Origin of the sequence: Saccharopolyspora spinosa NRRL 18395 (genome assembly GCF_000194155.1) — a bacterium.
Classification (GTDB): Bacteria; Actinomycetota; Actinomycetes; order Mycobacteriales; family Pseudonocardiaceae; genus Saccharopolyspora; species Saccharopolyspora spinosa.
In genome coordinates this window covers 10,233-27,494 of the sequence record NZ_GL877882.1, presented here as the reverse complement: position 1 = coordinate 27,494, position 17,262 = coordinate 10,233, and the positions used below count along the sequence as shown (strand labels likewise).

Annotated in this window: 19 protein-coding genes; all 19 read right to left on the bottom strand. The window is 65.5% G+C overall.

The genetic code is table 11. The annotated features are described in order from the left end of the window. Nucleotides 1–42: 42 nt before the first annotated feature. Complete coding sequence (locus SSPN_RS0135795; protein ID WP_010314549.1) at nt 43–2,025, bottom strand: putative baseplate assembly protein; 1,983 nt, start codon at nt 2,023–2,025, stop codon at nt 43–45. Next, nucleotides 2,022–2,441, bottom strand: coding sequence for a GPW/gp25 family protein (locus tag SSPN_RS0135790; RefSeq protein ID WP_010314547.1), 420 nt, complete (start codon nt 2,439–2,441; stop codon nt 2,022–2,024). Before SSPN_RS0135790 ends, SSPN_RS0135795 begins: the two co-directional genes overlap by 4 nt. A gap of 2 nt (nt 2,442–2,443) precedes the next feature. Next, entirely contained in the window at nt 2,444–2,833 is a 390-nt protein-coding gene (locus SSPN_RS0135785; RefSeq protein WP_010314544.1) for a PAAR domain-containing protein, read from the bottom strand. Nucleotides 2,834–2,863: 30 nt separating this feature from the next. Next, nucleotides 2,864–3,481 carry a phage baseplate assembly protein V gene (locus tag SSPN_RS0135780; protein WP_158309697.1) on the bottom strand — a complete coding sequence of 206 codons (618 nt, stop codon included), beginning with the start codon at nt 3,479–3,481 and terminating at the stop codon, nt 2,864–2,866. 140 nt (nt 3,482–3,621) lie between these two features. Continuing rightward, the gene (locus SSPN_RS49640; protein WP_010314540.1) at nt 3,622–4,695 is read right to left on the bottom strand and encodes a phage late control D family protein; all 1,074 of its coding nucleotides are present in this window, start codon (nt 4,693–4,695) and stop codon (nt 3,622–3,624) included. Then, nucleotides 4,692–5,369: a CIS tube protein gene (locus SSPN_RS0135770; RefSeq protein ID WP_010314538.1), complete on the bottom strand. Its 678-nt coding sequence runs from the start codon at nt 5,367–5,369 to the stop codon at nt 4,692–4,694. The genes SSPN_RS49640 and SSPN_RS0135770 overlap by 4 nt, the downstream gene beginning before the upstream one ends. A 14-nt stretch (nt 5,370–5,383) precedes the next feature. Beyond that, nucleotides 5,384–5,590 carry a hypothetical protein gene (locus SSPN_RS0135765; protein WP_029536066.1) on the bottom strand — a complete coding sequence of 69 codons (207 nt, stop codon included), beginning with the start codon at nt 5,588–5,590 and terminating at the stop codon, nt 5,384–5,386. Then, the gene (locus tag SSPN_RS0135760; RefSeq protein ID WP_010314534.1) at nt 5,587–6,027 is read right to left on the bottom strand and encodes a phage tail protein; all 441 of its coding nucleotides are present in this window, start codon (nt 6,025–6,027) and stop codon (nt 5,587–5,589) included. The genes SSPN_RS0135765 and SSPN_RS0135760 overlap by 4 nt, the downstream gene beginning before the upstream one ends. Beyond that, the gene (locus SSPN_RS0135755; protein WP_170121562.1) at nt 6,020–7,639 is read right to left on the bottom strand and encodes a phage tail sheath family protein; all 1,620 of its coding nucleotides are present in this window, start codon (nt 7,637–7,639) and stop codon (nt 6,020–6,022) included. The genes SSPN_RS0135760 and SSPN_RS0135755 overlap by 8 nt, the downstream gene beginning before the upstream one ends. A 70-nt stretch (nt 7,640–7,709) precedes the next feature. Then, the gene (locus SSPN_RS0135750) at nt 7,710–8,156 is read right to left on the bottom strand and encodes a phage tail protein (RefSeq protein ID WP_010314529.1); all 447 of its coding nucleotides are present in this window, start codon (nt 8,154–8,156) and stop codon (nt 7,710–7,712) included. Between the two features lie 28 nt (nt 8,157–8,184). Next, nucleotides 8,185–9,768, bottom strand: a complete 1,584-nt coding sequence (locus SSPN_RS0135745; protein ID WP_010314527.1) for a phage tail sheath C-terminal domain-containing protein — start codon at nt 9,766–9,768, stop codon at nt 8,185–8,187. Continuing rightward, nucleotides 9,769–10,440 (bottom strand): Pvc16 family protein, encoded by a 672-nt coding sequence (locus SSPN_RS49635; protein ID WP_010314525.1) that lies wholly within the window; start codon nt 10,438–10,440, stop codon nt 9,769–9,771. Then, nucleotides 10,416–11,282: a hypothetical protein gene (locus tag SSPN_RS0135735; RefSeq protein ID WP_010314523.1), complete on the bottom strand. Its 867-nt coding sequence runs from the start codon at nt 11,280–11,282 to the stop codon at nt 10,416–10,418. The genes SSPN_RS49635 and SSPN_RS0135735 overlap by 25 nt, the downstream gene beginning before the upstream one ends. Nucleotides 11,283–11,325: 43 nt before the next feature. Continuing rightward, nucleotides 11,326–11,550, bottom strand: coding sequence for a hypothetical protein (locus SSPN_RS61010; RefSeq protein ID WP_029536065.1), 225 nt, complete (start codon nt 11,548–11,550; stop codon nt 11,326–11,328). Nucleotides 11,551–12,644: 1,094 nt separating this feature from the next. Further along, nucleotides 12,645–12,992: a hypothetical protein gene (locus tag SSPN_RS55950; protein ID WP_143539584.1), complete on the bottom strand. Its 348-nt coding sequence runs from the start codon at nt 12,990–12,992 to the stop codon at nt 12,645–12,647. A 270-nt stretch (nt 12,993–13,262) separates the two neighbouring features. Continuing rightward, nucleotides 13,263–14,060 carry a hypothetical protein gene (locus SSPN_RS58045; RefSeq protein ID WP_192814560.1) on the bottom strand — a complete coding sequence of 266 codons (798 nt, stop codon included), beginning with the start codon at nt 14,058–14,060 and terminating at the stop codon, nt 13,263–13,265. Next, nucleotides 14,035–14,508: a hypothetical protein gene (locus tag SSPN_RS58040; RefSeq protein WP_192814562.1), complete on the bottom strand. Its 474-nt coding sequence runs from the start codon at nt 14,506–14,508 to the stop codon at nt 14,035–14,037. The genes SSPN_RS58045 and SSPN_RS58040 overlap by 26 nt, the downstream gene beginning before the upstream one ends. A gap of 44 nt (nt 14,509–14,552) precedes the next feature. Continuing rightward, nucleotides 14,553–15,707 carry a hypothetical protein gene (locus SSPN_RS57285; RefSeq protein WP_010314517.1) on the bottom strand — a complete coding sequence of 385 codons (1,155 nt, stop codon included), beginning with the start codon at nt 15,705–15,707 and terminating at the stop codon, nt 14,553–14,555. Beyond that, on the bottom strand, nt 15,634–17,262 hold a 1,629-nt coding region (locus SSPN_RS61000), incomplete at its 5' end, for a coiled-coil domain-containing protein (protein ID WP_010314515.1). The genes SSPN_RS61000 and SSPN_RS57285, both read right to left, overlap by 74 nt.

Below are 17,262 nucleotides of genomic sequence, written 5' to 3'. Positions count from 1 at the left end.
CGGTGCGCTGGTCCAGCAGCCAGTGCGTCGGTCCCCTCGGCCTCATCGGTCCCCGCCCTTCGTGAACGTGACCGTGACGCCGTCAGGTTTGAGCACGGCGAGCTGGCCTGGCTTTAGCCGCACCGTGTACGTCTGCTTGTTCGGCGTCTCCGTAGGCGCCGGCTCAACGTCGATCTCGATGTCGGTGGCGTTCTGGAACCCGGTAACCGAAAGCAGCTCGCGCCACAGGTCAGCGAACCGCAGCTCGGTGCGGAACATCGCGCCCGGTCCGGGGGCGAAGGGGTCCATAAACCGCTTGACCGCCTTGATCACGTCCTGTTTGACCTGATCTTCAGTCCGGTCCGGGGGAAGGCGCCGCAGCGTGATCGTGAGTGCGAACTCGACCAGTTCCGGCTGAGTGACATGCAGTTCGGTGGCGAGCACCCGAACCCGCTCCAGCGACCGGCAGACCGTGGCGAGTAGCACCGGGGCCACGCGCGGCCCGTACGCCTCGCGGCGGGCGGCGATGACGACCGTGACCACACCGGGAACCTGCTCGCCCGGATGATCCGGGTGGACCAGCGGCCGGGCGATCGCGTCGGCGACCCCGGGAACCTGCCGGGCGAAGCTGGCGTAGTCCTCCGCTGTGACCGCCCGGCGTTGGCTGCGCAGCATCGCCTTCGCGGAGGTCTTGAGCTCCTCAAGTGACTGCCGGTCGGCGCCGCCGGTGGCGGGTCGGTGGTTGGTGACATGGTCGACCCCGGGGAGTTCGGCCAGCAGGGTCATCACCGCCCCGGCGGGAACGTTGCCCGCGACACCACCGCCGTGGCGATAGCTCGCGGCCACGATTTCGGCGTTAGCCGGGGGAATCAGGCCACGGCGGCCGTCGCCGAAAGTGACCACCCCGGTAGTGGGTTCCAGCATGAAGTCCGGATCGGCCGGTCCGGATGAGAGCAGATCGGCCTTGGCGTTCCAGCGTCTGGCGGGGCCGGCCTCCGCACGCGTCTCCAGGACGACGCTGGTCAGCTCGACCGGGGTCTGCCGGAGCTGGTAGGTCTCGCTCGGGTGCCCTTCGGAATGTCCCAGCAGCTCCTCGTGCTCGGTGACCAGGTTTCGGGCGCTCACAGTGTTCAGCGACACCGCTTCGACCAGCGGTTCCAGTTCCTCCGCGTAGGCACCCTTGGCCAGTCGGCACCGTAGCCAGTAGCGCTCGCCGTCGACCTCGCGCACGGACGTCAGGGGAACGTCCTGGGGGCCGGCGATCACCAGGTAGCCGTCGTGGGTCAGCCGGCCGGTCGTATCGCTCAGCACGGACACCGGCCGCCACTCCAGGGCGGTGTCAGAACCGCGATGCGCCTGGTACTCCCAGGTCAGCTGCACCGGCGGGTCCGGAAGCTCGTTCACCTCCGCCGCGCTGAGCGACTGGAGCAGGCCCGCCTCCGGCGGCACTTTCACCTGCAACCGCAGCAATTCGGGGAAGCGGGCCGGTGGCGCGGGGGTGCCGTCGGCGACCGGAGCCAGCGGGGCGAACCCCAGGTACAGCGCGTCGCCGTGCTTCGGTCGGCAGCCGAACGGCCGGTACGTGGGCGGCGGGTCCATCAACGGCTGGAGCACGGGTGAGTACTGGCCCTGGTGCGCGACCCCGATGTGGGTCAGCGGATAGGACACCAGCGCCAGGTCCTCGTCGGTCTCGAACACCACCGGTGAGCCGTCGGCGCCGATGGCCGATGCTTGGGTGCCACTGGACACCCGCGCGTCGGGCACCTGGGCCATCGGCACGAACGTGAGATCGACGGTGGCCGGCACCGCCGGATGCTGCGAGAACCCGACCAGTTCCAGGAACTTCACGTAGGCCAGGTCGGGCATCCGGTTGGTCTCGTAGAGCAGGGTTTCGGTAAGCCAGCAGAACAGCTCGACCAGCGCGGTGCCCGGATCGCTGGCATTGAAGTCGGTCCACTCCGGCACGAACCGGATGATCCGCCGCCGCGCCTCGGCCACCAGGTCGTCGTAGGTCCGGGTGTCCAGGTTTGGGAAGTCGAGTGTCATCGCCGGCCTCCGGCCACGGCGGCGTCGCCCTCGTCAAGAACGAACGGATAGACCACGTTCTGGGTCGCGTTGTTCGCGCGGATCCGGTAGTCGACCCGGATCAGCAGGCAGTGCGGGGTGTCCGGCGGAACCTCGGCCCGCACGTCCAGCAGGTCGATCCGGGGCTCCCACCGGATGAGCGCCTCCCGGACCTGCTCGATGACCACACCATGCAGGGTCGCGGTGTTGGGCTGGAAAACCAGATCGTGGATGCCACAACCGAAGTCGGGGCGCATGACGCGTTCCCCGAGCGCGGTTGCCATGATCATCAAGATGCCCTGCTGAATCTTCTCCGAGCCTTCGACCAGCCGCGGCCGACCGGCCACATCCCACCGGATCGGAAACGCCATCCCCTTGCCGAGCATGTCGATGTCCATGCTCAGCCCCCGATCCGTACGGTGCCCACGGCCAGCACCCTGCCGACTGGAAGGTCGACCGGGTCGTTGCAAGTCAGCACGGGGTCTCCGGCACGCGCCGCGGGCTTGCCGTTGATCCGGACGGTAAGGCTGCCGACCATCACCCGGCCCTGGTTGGTCGGTGGTTTGACGAATGTCCCGCCCGGCGGAATGTGCGGGGGCAGGTTCGTCGCGGTGCTGCCGACGGTGGCCGCGGGCCGGCCCTCGATCCGGACGTTCCGGGACAGCTGCCCGATCAGCGTGCCGCTGAAGGGCAACGGCACCGGGGTCGGTGGCACCGGACCGGGTGGTTGCACCAGGTGGGTGTCCATCCCGGTGACCCGGTCCCCTAGCTTCGCCGCCGGTTTGCCCATGCGCTGTCTTCCCTCCAGGAGCAACGTTCTCTAGTTGATGTCCACGGTCAGGCCACGGATGGTGACCTTCTGCCCGGCCGTCGTGGACAATGTGGTGCCGGCCTCGGCCTTCAGTGACGTGCCCGCAGTCAGTCCCAGGCTCTGATCGGCCTTCGCCTTAACGGTGGTGCTCGCGTCGAGTTCGATGGTCTTGCCCGACAGCGTGATGGTCCCCTCCGGTGCGGACAGTTTGATTCCGCCGGAGCCTGCCTTGATCGTGATCTGCTTCCTGGTGCTGTCGATGGTCACCGAGCACTGCTTGTCCTTGTCGATCACCTCGACCTTCTCCTTGCCCGGCGTGTCGTCGAACCGGATCACGTGGCCACTTCGGGACGTGATGAACCGCCAGTTGTTCTCGGTTGCCTTGCCGTCGTCGGCCGGAGGCGGGTCCGCGGCGTTCCACACGGAGCCGAGGACGTAGGGCGCACGGCTGTCGCCCTGGAGGAAACCGACCAGTACCTCATCGCCGGTCTCCGGACGGAACACCATTCCCCTGCGTTTGCCCGCCATTGGGGTGACCAGCCTGGCCCAGTCGCTGCGCACGTCGCCCAGTTCCGGGTAGCTGACCTTCACCCGGCCGAGGTGTTCCGGATCGTTCAGGTCGATCACGAGACCAACCAGCAGGCCCTGTCCGGCGAAATGTGGCATCTGTCCTCTCAGGGGTGCTTGAAAATGGCTTTGTAGCCGGTCATTTAGCGGAACCTCAGGTATGGCGTAGAAAGCCGCTTCGGCGGTTGTCAAATAAGCTCTCAGTCCTCTCGGCGGCAGTCGAAGGAGGTGCGGTAGCCCGAGTCACCCAGCGAATGCCGGGTTCCCGTGACGAAGTAGGTACCATCGAATCGACGCCCGAGCCCGTCGATGCGCATCTTGCGGCCGGCCCTCAGCTCCGGCAGACCGACCGTGGACCCGGTGGCCTGCACCATGCTCTGCCCGATCTCCGCGAGCCGGTCCTTGGCGATCCGGTGTGCCTCCTGCTCACTGGCGACAACGGCGGATATGACCTCGCCCCGCCCGGCGAACGCGGCCCGCACGGCCGGGTCGCCGGAGGACCCCCGTTTCGCGGTCGCGGTGATCTGCTTCTTGCGCCTGCGATCCCACGCCCGCACCACCACCTCGTTGACCTGCCGCGCGGTGTTCAGCGTCGGCTCGAACTCGATCAACGATTTGCCCCAGGTCAACCGGTAGTCGACCCGACCGGCCGCGGCCGATGGCTCGAAGTGCAGCACGGCCTTGCCACCGCCGCGCTCCTCGTCCACCCACAGGTCGTAGCCGGCCCGCGCGGCCAGTCTCATCAGGAACAGCACGTCGTACTCGTTGTCCTGCAACAGGTACGGATACGGCTGTTCGGCCGAGGGCGCGGTGCGGATCGGCACACCGAGCCGGTCGGCGACCTGCTTGGCGATTTGGCTGTCGGTTTTGTTCTCGTATACGAAGGTGTTCTGCTTGTCGCGCAACCGATGCAGCAGGTTGAGCACGGTCACCACCAACGTCGGCCGGCCGGAGGCCGGGAAACTCGGTCGCATCGCGGTGATCTCACCGGTCATCAGCCGGCTCAGTGCGCCCTTGCCCCGGTAGCCGACCCACAGTTCCAGTTTCTTACCAGGCAGGAAGGTGGTGCTGTCGCTGTATTTGAACGTCCGTTTGGCACTGTCCCAGTTGTTCACTGTGATCGAGAAGCTGTCGACTTCGTCGATACCGTCGCGGTAGGTCACGTCCAGCACGTCGTGCAACACGTCGCGCGGCATTCGTTTGCCCGGCGGGTTCACCTCGAACGCCGGAACGTAGAAGTCCTGGTCTTGGTAGATCACCTGGCCGGTGCTCATGAGGTCCCCAACGGCAGCGGCGGAATCTCCAGCAGTGTCCCCGGCTCTGGTCGCCTCGGATCGACGCCGGGGTTGGCGTCGGCGATCGTTCGCCAGTGCCGGGGATCGTCGTATGCCTCGGCCGCGACGCCGGCCAGCGTGTCCCCCCGGGCGATGACCCGGATCTTGGTGTGATCCGGGGACTGGAGCTTCAGCTCGGCGAGCTGGGTCTCCAGCGACTTGTACTCCCGCATGGTCAGGGTCACCGTCGCCCGCAGCGGAATGCCTGCCGGGCTGAACAGGGTGAAGCGCTGCTGCACCTGCTCGGCGACGGCGGTGAACGACAGCCCCTTGCCCCAGGTGACCCGGAACCGGGGGGCGGCATGGGTCGCCGGCTGGATCTTGACGAGCTGGTAGACGTGCCTGGTCAGCGTGGTCACGTCGACCGCCTTGTCGCCCATGCCGGACTCGGTGGTGTCGAACAGCAGCTCCAGGGTCAGCCGCTCGGTATCGCCCCGGACGAACTGGAGAATCGGCGAATCCACCCCGGGGATGCCGATCTCGGCGAACTGGGCGCCCTTGGTCAGGGTGTAGTCGGCCGGGTTGAACTGGGCGTCGAACTGGTCGAGCAGGCCACGGGCCCGGTCGACGGCGGCCTTGTCCAGGACCTCAAAGTGGATCTTGGTGAGGGTCATCGGCTCAGGACCTCTTAGCCTGCGCTCGACCGACGGCCACCGGCGTCCGGCCATAAGTCGGTGGCCTCCGCCAGCATCGCGGCGGCCCGCCGGTCGCGGTCCAGCCGGGCGACCACCAGGTCCACGATCCGGTCCAGCTCCCCGTCCGTCCACGAAGGACTGTCGGGTTGAGTGCGCACCTGGCTGGTCATGTTCTCGATGTGCAGTGGCACGGCTGTCATCTCCTCCGTTCAAGACCCTCGTGGGCCAGTTCGATCGTCTCCACCGCGACCCGGCTCTGCGACGCGTCGAGCTCCGGGCCGATCCAGGTCACCGGCAGGGCGCGCTGGAACCGCCATTCGGCCACCACCTTGCTACCGCTCGCGTCGCGCACCAGGATCGCGCCGCCGCGTCGGCGGACGGTTCCTGCCGCCAGCTCGGCATACCAGTCCCACAGCACCCGGTCCGCCACCCCGCGCCGCAGGGTGATGTCGCTCTGCGTAACCCGCACGGGCAGCTTGTGCACGTGAGTGTTCAGCCCGCCCTCAATGAAGTCCTGGATCTCGGTGCGCAGCCGCAGGCCGCCGCACTCGCTGAAGCCACCGACCGACAGCGCATCCAGTCGCACCTCGAACCGGAAGCCAACGAACGGGTAGGTCTGCGTGCCCAGCTCAGCCATTGCCGCCTCCCGGCTGCTCGGCCAGCACACCTGCCGGGGTCCGGACCATTCGGACCACCAGGAACTCGGCCGGCGGTGGTGGCTGAATCCCGATCAGACAGGCGATCCTGCCTTCGGCCAGATCCGCAGGAGGGTTGACGGACTCGTCGCAGCACACCGAGTACGCCTCGTCCGGTGTCGCACCGGCCAGCAGACCTCTGCGCCTGGCGTCCTCGAGGACATCGCGCACCAAACTTTCCAGCTCGCCGCAGAGTTTGGTCCCGTTGGCCTCGAACGTGGTCCACGCGGTCTCCACGGCGACCTGTTCCTCCAATGCCACCAGCAGCCGCCGCACGTTCAGCCGCCCCAACCACGAGTGCCGCTTGGTCAGCGTCCGGTTGCCAAGTACCCGGACACCGCGTGCCATCCGGATCACGTTGACGCCGGCGTGGTCAAGGTCGCCGTGCTCCACCGAGTCCAGGTCGACGGCCGTGTCGATGGCCAGTTGGAGCACGCTGCCCGCCGGGGCCTTGTGCACGCCAGTCGTGTTGTCTCCCAACGCACACAGCCCGGCGACGTGGCCGCTGGGCGGGACTATGGTCCGGCTGGTAGGCGTCCGGCTGGTCACGTTACGGTCGGGCACCACGATCCAGGGGTGGTACAGCGCGGCGTAGGAAGAGTCGAACTGGTCTCGCCACGCGATCACGTCAGCCGTGCCTGCGGGGAGACCGTCCACGCCCTCGCGGGGGACGTCCAAGAGCGCGACCCGGTCCCGCCGCCGTTCACAGTGCCAGACTGCCGCCTGCTGCACCCGGGCGAGCGCCGCGAGGTCGAACACCGGGCGCGGCGGACGAAGCTCCACTGAGGACTTTGGGGCACAGGGCCGTGGTCTGGGCACCCCGCCCTGCGACGCCGGAGGCGAGAAGCAGTCTGGCACGCTCACCAAGGAAACCTCGTCGACCAGGTCAAGCGCCTCGACACCCCATCGAGTCGGCTCTGCGCCGAAATGCTCGGGACGCAGGGTGGACAGACCGTCGGCACCGCCGGTGAGCAGCACGCCGTCGGCGGAGCCAGCTGACGGATACCCCACGGCGGTGCCCGCTGGATACCCAACACCGTCGGCCCACCACCGCACCGCCACCAAACGAGAACCGGTCACCAGATCGTTGAGGACGGCGATCGGGTCTCGGCCAGCCGAGGCGTCCGGGGCGCTCGCCAGCCCGCGCCAGACCTCGCGAACCCCACCGCAGCGCAGTTCCAGTGAGAATCTTCCGTGCATCATCGGCCGCACATGGCACTCAACCGCGTTGCCCCAGGTGCCAGGACTGCTGGCGGTCACCACCAACGCGGTGTCGGCGTCCCCGACCGGCACGATCGCGCTGGCGGCCACGGCATCGTCCGGGTTGGCGACCCGGACGACCCAGCATCGGTTGCCGCCGTTGGCGAAGAACGCCTCCACCGCGTACGCGAGGTACGAATACGGAAGCGTCCTGCCGAACACCCCCTGGAACTGGCTCAGGCCGTCGACCCGGACCGCGCTGTGCAGCGGTCCGCGCTCGGCCACGCCGACGAAACCGGCGACGTCGGTCGGTACGATGCTACGGCCCTGCGGTGCGGCGTCCAGCCATTCCATCCGGACACCCGGGGTACGGTGCGCGCCAAGCGGGTTCGAGAGCACGGTGCTGGTCGACTGGCCGCGCATGTTACGCCGCGTCCAACTCGAAGCTTTCCACGACCAGCACCAGTTCCTCGATCGCCACCTCGGTGGCGGTGCCGCTCAGCGACGGCGCGGAGTACTGCTTCGGCCAGGCGTTGGTGAACTTCCAGCGCAGTGCGGGCTTGCCTGCCTCGTCGTTGAGCACGATGTGGCCGGTGCGACGCACGACGGTGCCTTCCAGTACCGCACGCCGCCAGTCCCACAGCTCCCGGTTGGTGGTGAAGCCCCGTTTCAGGGTGATGTCGCCGAACTTCTTCAACCCAGGCAGTTTGATCACCGTGAAGTCCATGTTGCCCTCGCGGTACTCGATGACGTCCTGCTCGGTGTTGGCCCCACTGCACTCCGAGAAACCGTGCGACCCGGCGAGTCCGTCGATGTCGAGGGTGAAGTTGAACGCCGCGAACGGGTCGACTCGCTTTCCGGTCTGTGCCATCGTCTTTTCTCCAGATGGTCGGTCGGGATCAGGTGGCGGCCTCGATGGTCTTCTGCGAGAAGCGCAGCACCACGAATTCCGCGGGACGCACCGCGGCGAGGCCGATCAAGCAGATCAAGCGGCCGTTGAGGATGTCGTCGACAGACATGGTGGAGTTGTCACACCGGACGAAGTAGGCCGCCTGGCGGGTGCTGCCCATCAGCGCGCCGTCCCGCCATACCTGCTCCAGGAAGGTGTCGACCGTCCGGCGCAACCTGGCCCAGGTGGGTTCGGAGTTCGGCTCGAACACCACCCACTGCAGGCTTCTTTCCACCGATTCCTCAACGTAGGTGAACAGCCTGCGCACGTTGATGTAGGTCCAGTCCGGTTCGCTGGAGATCGTCCTAGCGCCCCATACCCTGATCCCTTGCCCGGTGGTCCGGAAGTCCCGGATCACGTTGACACCCTGGGGGTTGAGTATGTCTTGCTGTCCCTTGGAGATCGTGAACTCCAGCGGCCCGACACCGGGTTGCACGTCCCGGGTGAGGATGCCCTGCACCTGGTAGTTGGCCGGCGCCTTGTGCACGCCCCTGGTGACGTCGTTGTGGGCGTAGATCCCGGCGACGAATCCGCTTGGCGGTACCAGGATCGGTGCCCGGCTGGACGAATCGAGTATCCGCAGGTGCGGGTAGTAGATGGCCGCGTAGTTGGACCGGCGGGAGACGAACTGGGTGGCGATGGACTTGACGTCCGAGGCGCCCTGCTCCACGTCGAGGATGGCAAACCGGTCCCGCAGCGACTCGCACTGGTCGAGGACGCTCCCGACGATGGTCACGCGTTCGTTGCTGTCCGTTATCAGGGCAGCGTTTACGGCGTCGGGCACCGCGAGGATGGCAACCTCATCCAAGGCGGCAAGCGCGGCCAGACCGGTGGGGCCGGACCCGCCGGATCCGTCGCGGCCCTGGAAGTCCTTGGCGGTCGGTTTCACCGAGGGGTCGTCGGCTTCGACTGCGAGCGGGGTCCAGTCCCCGTTGCTGGGCACGGAGGGGGTTTTGTCCTTCGGCCAGGACAGCGAGATCAGGTGCGAGGCGGGGTTGACCACACCCTCCGCGAACCGTCCGGCGCTGCGGTCGGCACCGAGTTCGTCGTAGTCCTCGGACACCGTCGGCGGGAATTTGACCACGTCGATGGTCTCCGGCGGCTTGCCCCGGTAATAGGCCACCGAGAGCCGGAACCCCTTGGTGTTCTTCGTGGCCGGGCTGACCTTGACGTACACCCGCCCGCCCCACCCGCCTGGGCCCACCGCTGTGACCTTCGGCGCTCCGTCGCCATCGGCGGGCAGGGTGAGCGTCGCGGTCGTGGCCGACTCCGGCACGATCCTGGCCACGAACACCCGCTGGCCGCCATTGGTGAAGAACCCCTGCACCGCGATCGGCAGATATGACTGGGCCGGGTCGAGGATGCCGCCGTACCAACGCTGGTACTCGGGCCATGAGGTGATCAGTGTCGCTTGGGTCGGGCCACGCTCGGTCAGGCCGGCGAATCCCGCGGTGCTGGTGCTCACCCCCTGGATCGGAAGCACGTCGCTCGGCAGCTCTTCGACGTAGGTGCCGGGAGAGAGGTACTCGGGCATCTACCCTCCTCGGTTGCGTTCTTGGACGGCTGATTCACCGTTGGGTGGGGCGAAATGACGGTCAGAGATCTCCAGGGGAACCGTCCCCGATTCTGGCCACAGCGACGAATAGATCGTTCGCACGTCGACGACCAGCGCTGTGTCGTCCACGCGGGTACTGTCGATCCGCACCACCCGCACCACATAGGTGACCGAGAGCCGGTACGGGGCGTGTAGTGCTTCCCAGATCCCGGTCAGCTCGGCCTGCTCCGGCCGGCCGAGCACGACCCTGATCTCATCGATCGTTCCCGCGACCGGGTCCTGGACGTAGACGATGGCGTTGTCGTGCAACAGTTGCATCGAACTGCTGAGCAGGATCTGGTCGTTCTCGGCCGACGAGGTGAACGGGGTCAGCAGGTAGTGCAGGTCCAACGACAGCGGCGGCTGCCGACGGGTGGTCGATCCCGGTGGTTCCTCGACGGGGATGTTGCGCAGATAGCCGTTCTCCATGACCCGGTACAGCCACAGCGACAGGCATCCCGGCGCGTCCTTGGCCGTCTCGCCCGGATCGGTGAACACGACACCCTTCGTTCCCACGAGCGCGTCCACCACCGGGTCGGCGCGGTATCCGAGGGCCAGTACCTCGCGCAACGCCCGGCTGACCAAGTTCAGGGCGACGTGGACGTGGCCCACTCCGCCGCCTCTTCAACCCGCTCTTCATCCGGTGACGAGGTCACTGACCGCAGCAGTGCTGAGGTCCAGCGCCGCAACAGTTCGGCGATTCGGTCATTGCTCAGGTCTTTCACTGCCTGCTCGACCGTTGTCTTCTTGCCGGTGAGTTTGGACACCTTGTCCTGGGCCTTCGCCAGTTCCCGTTGGGAGCGGACCACCTCACCCCAGCGGGCGAACACGAGCCGGTGGAATTCATCCACGGTCGGTATGAAGAGTTCTTCCTCGAACTGCCGAATGATCTCGTCGGCCGTGGCATATGCCTCGAAGGCTCTCGTGGGATCCTGTGCGGCATCCTGCACCCGCTTTTCCAGGCCGGTCATTGTGGTCAGCTGTTTCACCAGATCAGCCGGCAGGGTCAGCAGGTCCTTGAGGGCCTGCTGTTTGTCGGCGAGTTCCCGTGTCCGCGAGTCGAGTTCCTGCTGTGCCCGCGTCAGGTGCTCGGTGATCTCCTCCAGTTTTTTCCCCGCCTGGAGGATGTCCTCGCGAAATGTTCGTATGACCAGGTCGGCAAGGTCAGCATTCTCTTCGAGCACTCGACGCAGGCATGGCCATTTGTCGTCGATGCGTGCCCGCAGTTCGGAAAACTTCTTCAGATAGTCGCCGGTGACGTAGTCCTTTTCGCTTTTGTCGATATCGGCGCGATTCTTGGTCAGTTCACCGACTGCCTTGTCGATACTCGTCGAATCTTTGGCCAGCGTCGCGGCGAACAATTTTCCATAGTCAGCCTGATTTTTCAGCTCACGCAGTACGGCGTCCGGGTCGTCGGGTGGATTCACGTTGCTCTCGTCGAAGTCGTCTGCCATGACCAGCCTTCACGCTCGGAATGGGAGAAGATGTTCGTCGAATTCAGTCGCCGAACTGAGAGGGGGCCGCGGAGTAGACAACGGTGCGCACCAGGACTTTACCGCTCTTTTCGGTCCAGGCCGGCTCGGTCACCTTCCGGAGAAAGATGGTGAAGCCATCTTTGAAGCGCTCATAACCGGACACTTCCACGGACGCCAGGTAATCATGTGCAATCCCCTGACCCTCCTTGGATGACAACAGGACGGTATCCGGGGAAAGATTTTTCACGGTCACGTTCCTGGACCAGATCGTGTTCAGCTTACGGGTTCGCAACTCGTTGGCTGATATCGTGTAGTCGTCAACAAGAATTGGGTGCCCGGCGGTTCCGTCCTTTCCAGGATCCCCCTTGTCGCCCTTGGGGCCAGCGTCTCCCTTCTCGCCACGGCCCCCCTCGGCTCCCTGGGGGCCAGTTTCCCCCTTGGGGCCAGCGTCTCCCTTGGGACCAGTTTCCCCCTTGGGGCATCTCCCTTGGGACCAGTTTCCCCCTTCGGGCCAGTTTCCCCCTGGGGGCCAGCGTCCCCCTTGGGGCCAGTTTCCCCCTTCGGACCGGGATCGCCCTTTTCTCCAGGATCGCCCTTTTCTCCAGGATCGCCCTTCCGGCCGTTAGAACCGGCGGCACCCGGCTCGCCCTTATCACCGCGGTCACCTTTCGGACCGGAGCCTCCCTTGGGACCAGAATCCCCCTTCTCGCCCGGATCGCCCTGGTCTCCCCTATCTCCCCTAGGACCCCTGGGGCCGGTGTCGCCTTTGTCCCCCTTGGGCCCGGGGTCGCCTTTATCTCCCTTATCGCCTTTGGCGCCGGGAGGCCCGGCCCTCCCGCTTTTTGGCGTAGCGACAGGATCGGACGATTCGCTCACCGTGAAAGTAACATTACCGACCACGTCGCCATCTGGCCCGTCTCGGCGCACTTCGATTGCCTGTTCTCCGGGCGTCAGGTCAGAATTGATTACGATGTCGCCGGACGCCGTGCCCGCACCATCCGATCCGACGGTCACATCGAGCGTTTGCGGTTCTGGACCGCCTTCGACAGCTGCGGACACGATGCTGACCGACCGGACATCGGACGGCAGTCCGCTAATGCTGACTTGCACACTGGAACCCGGTTCGACCTTGGCTGGAGTAAAAACGGCATCGAGTGTTTTCGAGGACGGCATTAATGGTTTCCCCTTCACACAAAAGACGCGCAGGTGACCGTATTCAGCCGACAGTGACGCAGCTCCCCATTCTCGGACTACCCAGGTTTCTGATTCAGCCGGCGGAAGTTTCTAAGTAGCTAGACTGCCGTAGTCGATCCGCAAAGTGTATAGGTCAATCGGGTGACACTACGCCAGAGGTGAACACTTTTCTAGATTAGCGAAAGCACCAACCGAGCGTCCATTCAGCGGAGTGATGCGGGTCGTCTTGCCGCCCAGGCCGTGGTCTTCAATCAGGCAGAACGCCATACGCCAGCCGCGTAGCGGCGGCGCATTGCTGCGCCATCGCCCCCTTGTGCCATGTAAAGAAATCCTGTTTTTTAATGCACCGTTTGTGACATGATAGCTATTACGCTGTGTAGTTGCGCGCGGATGAGCGGGGATCTTTGGAATCCATGTACCGCCGAGTTGGGTAAGATTGTGAGCGTTTCCGCGTAACTTCTTGTTGCGTTGTGTGATCGACTCTTGTTTGGTCATGCGATGCGGTCGTGTTCGTGATAAAGCAGGACCAGGGCGGCGGCGACGATGTCACCGAGGCGCCAGGGGCAGCCGCGGTAGCGGTGGAGCGCCTTTTACACGTGGTTTTGAGTTCGGAGTTGGCACGCTCGCCGAGGCAACGCAGGGCGCTATGGAGGGCGTTGCCCGATTTTGCCGAAGCTGGCGGGCATCCTTGGAGATGCCTGCATTATTCACGCCTGTGGTGGGTTTTCCAGCCTGATTGTCCGCCGATACCCAGCCCTCACCGCCTCACTGCCCACTACCCGACTCCCCAGCATCCGCCGCACCCTCCCCAGCATCCTGTCGCAGGAACGCGGTCAACGCGGTCGCGACAAACTCCTCGTAGGCAGGATCCTCCCCCTGCATCACGCCAGCATCCTCCGCACCCTCCACCGCATCCTCCGTGCCCTCCACCGCATCCGCCGTGTGCTCATCCGACTCCCACAACGCCCGGTCATGCCACTCATCGAGATCGACGTCAGCCGGCCCCGCGTCCTGTTCGCCCTGCCCAGCCCCAGTCCACTCCCCCACCTCACCTAGCACCATTGCATCCTGCTGCCCACTTGCCACCACGCCCGCAATCCGACCCGACCCAGCCTCCTGCATCAGCTTGAGCTTCGTCCTGCTTTCCGCCAGCCTTCGCCTCGTCTCCTTCAACTGCTCCGCAGGATCAGCCCGCTCAGCCGCCTTGTCCCGCAACGTACGCAGCTTGGACTCAATCTCGATACTCCGCGGCAACGCCTCCAACGCCTCGATCTCCGCAGCCCCTTCTTTCAGTCTCGTTACTCGCCCACTCAGCCGAGCACTCTCCTTTTCTCCCATTTCTATTTCCCGCCGCAAATTGAGCTCGGCCTGCTGGTCCAAAGTCAGCGGCCCCTGCTCCTCCAACTCCTCCAAGCTCGCAATCGCGCCGGCGGCGGCGACCTTTCTCACCTTGCGATACCTCGCGTCCCTTTCCCTCTTTTGCTGTTTCCGCTGCGCCGTCTTGGGCTGGAGCGCCGCCAGTTCCGCCTCCTGCTCCTCAGTCAGCGACGCCAACTCCTCCAACTCCGCAACCCGATCGGCGGCAGCTTTTCTCGTCTGGTAATACTTCGCGTTCTTTTTCTTCGTTTGCTGTTTCCGCCGCTCCGCCTTCGGCTGGAGCGCCGCCAGTTCCGCCTCCTGCTCCTCCCCCCCCCCCCACCAACTCCCCCAACTCCGCAACCCGATCGGCGGCAGCTTTTCTCGTCTGGTAATCCTTCGCGGCTCTTTCCGTGTTTTGCTGTTTCCGCTGCACCACCTTCGGCTGGAGCGCCGCCAGTTCCGCCTCCTGCTCCTCAGTCAGCGGCGCCCGTCCCGCCAACTCCTCCAACTCCGCAACCCGATCGGCTTCGGCCCTTCTCACCCGGCGATGCCTCGCACTCTTTGCCTTCATTTGCTGTTTCCGATGCGCCTCCCTCGGCTGGAGCGCCGCCAGTTCCACCTCCTGCTCCTCAGTCAGCGGAAACTCCTCCAACTCCGCAACCCGATCGACTTCGGCCCTTCTCACCCGGCGATGCCTCACGCTAATTTCCTTCTTTTTCTGTTTCCGCTGCGCACTCCGCTCGTCCTGTTGCGCTGGCTGATCGGTCGGGGTGAGCAGCTCTTGCCCGGACTCCCGGGGTCAATCCCAGCAGCGGCTGCTGGCACCTCCTGCCGGGCCCTCCGCGAACTCTGGTCGACCACCGCCCACGAACTCTCGCCAGCCTCCGCCCGCTCATCGATCTCCCCCCGTGTCCTCGTCGTGCCTTTCGGGCCGGTTTTCCCGGCCTCCGGCCTGGACGCACCGGGCTGACGCTTCAGGCCCGTCACCTCGATGGGCAGCCCGGATCCCCAGCCCTGGCTGCGCAACCCGGAACCACTGGGCGGCAACACCACCATCGCCCGGTCCGGTTCGGCCTCTGGCACCGGAATCACCCACACCTTGGTCGCAGCCAAAACATCAGCTTTCTCAGCGACCTCCCCCTTCTGCGGATCCAGCAGATCCACCACCTCATGCCCATCGCGGTCCCCGGCATGCACCGCAGCGATCACATGCGCGCTACCGTCGGCTCGCTGGTAAATCACCGGCACACCCACACCCACCGGCCCGCTCCGCGCATACTGCTCAACCCCAGCAACACCCCCCACCCACCGGGCCTTCGCCCCGAACGCCGCCTCCAACCCAGCCGGATCCCGATCAACACCAGCCGGACCCGCCACAAACTGCCGACCGAACCCGACAGAATTGTGAAGCGCCACCACCGCCTCCTGGCAGTTCACCTGATAACGCTCATCACCGGAACCAAAATTAGCCTGATTCACCCCCGGCAGAAACCGATACCAATCCCCAACCGACCCCCCCCCCACTACCGGACCCGCAACCCCCCACACCCCAAACTCCGCCGCACCCCCCGCACCCGGCCACACCGCAGACGCCGGAAACGGCTCACCGAAAGACAGACCGTTATCGCCTTCAACCCCAAACGACCGAACGGAACCCTCCCCGTCGGTGTAGTCGGGGAGGAACTCGGCGAAATCAAACCCTCCGGCAATCGCCTCGACACCACCCACTCCCTCCCCCACATCCTGCGACACCCCACCCTGTGCACCCCTGCGCTCGTCATCCGCAATCCCGGCCAATTCCGCCCGCAACGCCTCGATACGCCGCTGCGCCTGCTCCCAGTCCGTCCGCATAACCCTGATCGAACATCGGCAACGTCGCGAACTCCGCCCGCAGGTTCTCGTCCCAACCCGGCAACGCCTCCAACGAAGCCAGGTCAGACTCAGCCTGCTTCAGCGACTCCCGCAGCTGCGCAACCCGCGAATCCTGCGCCGCATCGCGGATCGCACCCTCCACCTGCCCCTGATCAGCCTCGTCCAACCCCTCTCGCGGCTCCCCCCACTCCGTCTGCATAGCCGCATCCGACTCCCGCAACGCCTCCAAATCCGTCTGCCGATTTTCGTCCAAAGTGGACGGCGATGCCGCAGCCTGCCCGTCGCCAGCTGAATCCTCGATCGCCTCATCAACCGACGCACCGAGATCAACGCCCCCACCCGACCACGCGTCCCGTTCCGCCCCACGCTGCTCCGCCGGACCCGCATCCCACGACACATCCAAATCCGCCAGCTCCCGATCAAGCCACGCACCGAGATCGAAGTCGGCCATCCCCTGGCCCCGCTCGTCCCGATCAGCCCCAGTCCACTCCGATACCCCGCTCGAAACCATTGCGCTCTGCTCATCCTGCTGCCCACTTGCCTCCAAACCCGCAATCCGCCCCGATCCAGCCTCCTGCATCAGCTTGAGCTTCTTCCTGCTTTCCGCAAGCCTTTGTTTCGTTTCCTTCAACGGCTCCGCAAACGCGGCCAACCTAGCCACCTTGCTCCGCAACGTAGGCAGCTTGGCCTCAATCTCAACACTCCGCGGCAACGCCTCCAGCGCCTTGACTTCCTTAGCGGTCTTGTTCCCTAGCGTTACCTGGTTTACCAGGCGATGTACCTCAGTTTCGTTCATTTTTATTTCTCGCCGCAACTTGAGCTCGGCCTGCTGCTCCGAAGTCAGCGTCCCCTGCTCCTCCAACGCCTCCAACTCCGCAATCGCGGCGGCAGCGGCGGCCTTTTTCGCCGGGCGATGCTTCGCGCTAGCTTTCCTCCACCTTTCCCTCTGCTTCGCCACCTCCGCCTCGAGCTTCGCCAGCTCCGCCGCCTCCTCCTTAGTCAGCTCCTCCTGAGCCTTCAACTCCGCAACCCGGGCGGCAGCAGCCTTTCCCGCCTGGGACCGCTTCGCGCTCTTTTCCTTCTGTTTCTGCTTCTGCTGCGCCACCTTCGGCCGGAGCTCCGCCAACTCCGCCTCCTTCTCCCCAGTCAGCCGCTCCCGCTCCGCCAACGCCTCCAACAGCGCAATCCGGGCGGCAGCAACCTTTCTCGCGTGGGACCGCGCCGCGTCTGCATCCTGCTTTTTCTTCAACTGCTGCGCCTTCGGCTGGAGCTCCACCAACTCCGCCTCCTGCTCCTCAGTCAGCGGCCCCTGCTTCTTCAACTCCACAACCCGGGCGGCAGCAGCCTTTCTCGCCTGGTAATGCTTCGCGTTATATTCCTTCTGTTTCGACTCCGCACTCGGGTCCTGCGGTGCTGCCTGCTCCGCCGCCGTGAGCACCCCACTCCCACCATCACCCGGACTCCCGGAAACAGCCCCAACAGCAGCGGCCGCGTCCACCTTCCGCCGCGTAACCCCGCCGGAACCCTCGCCAGC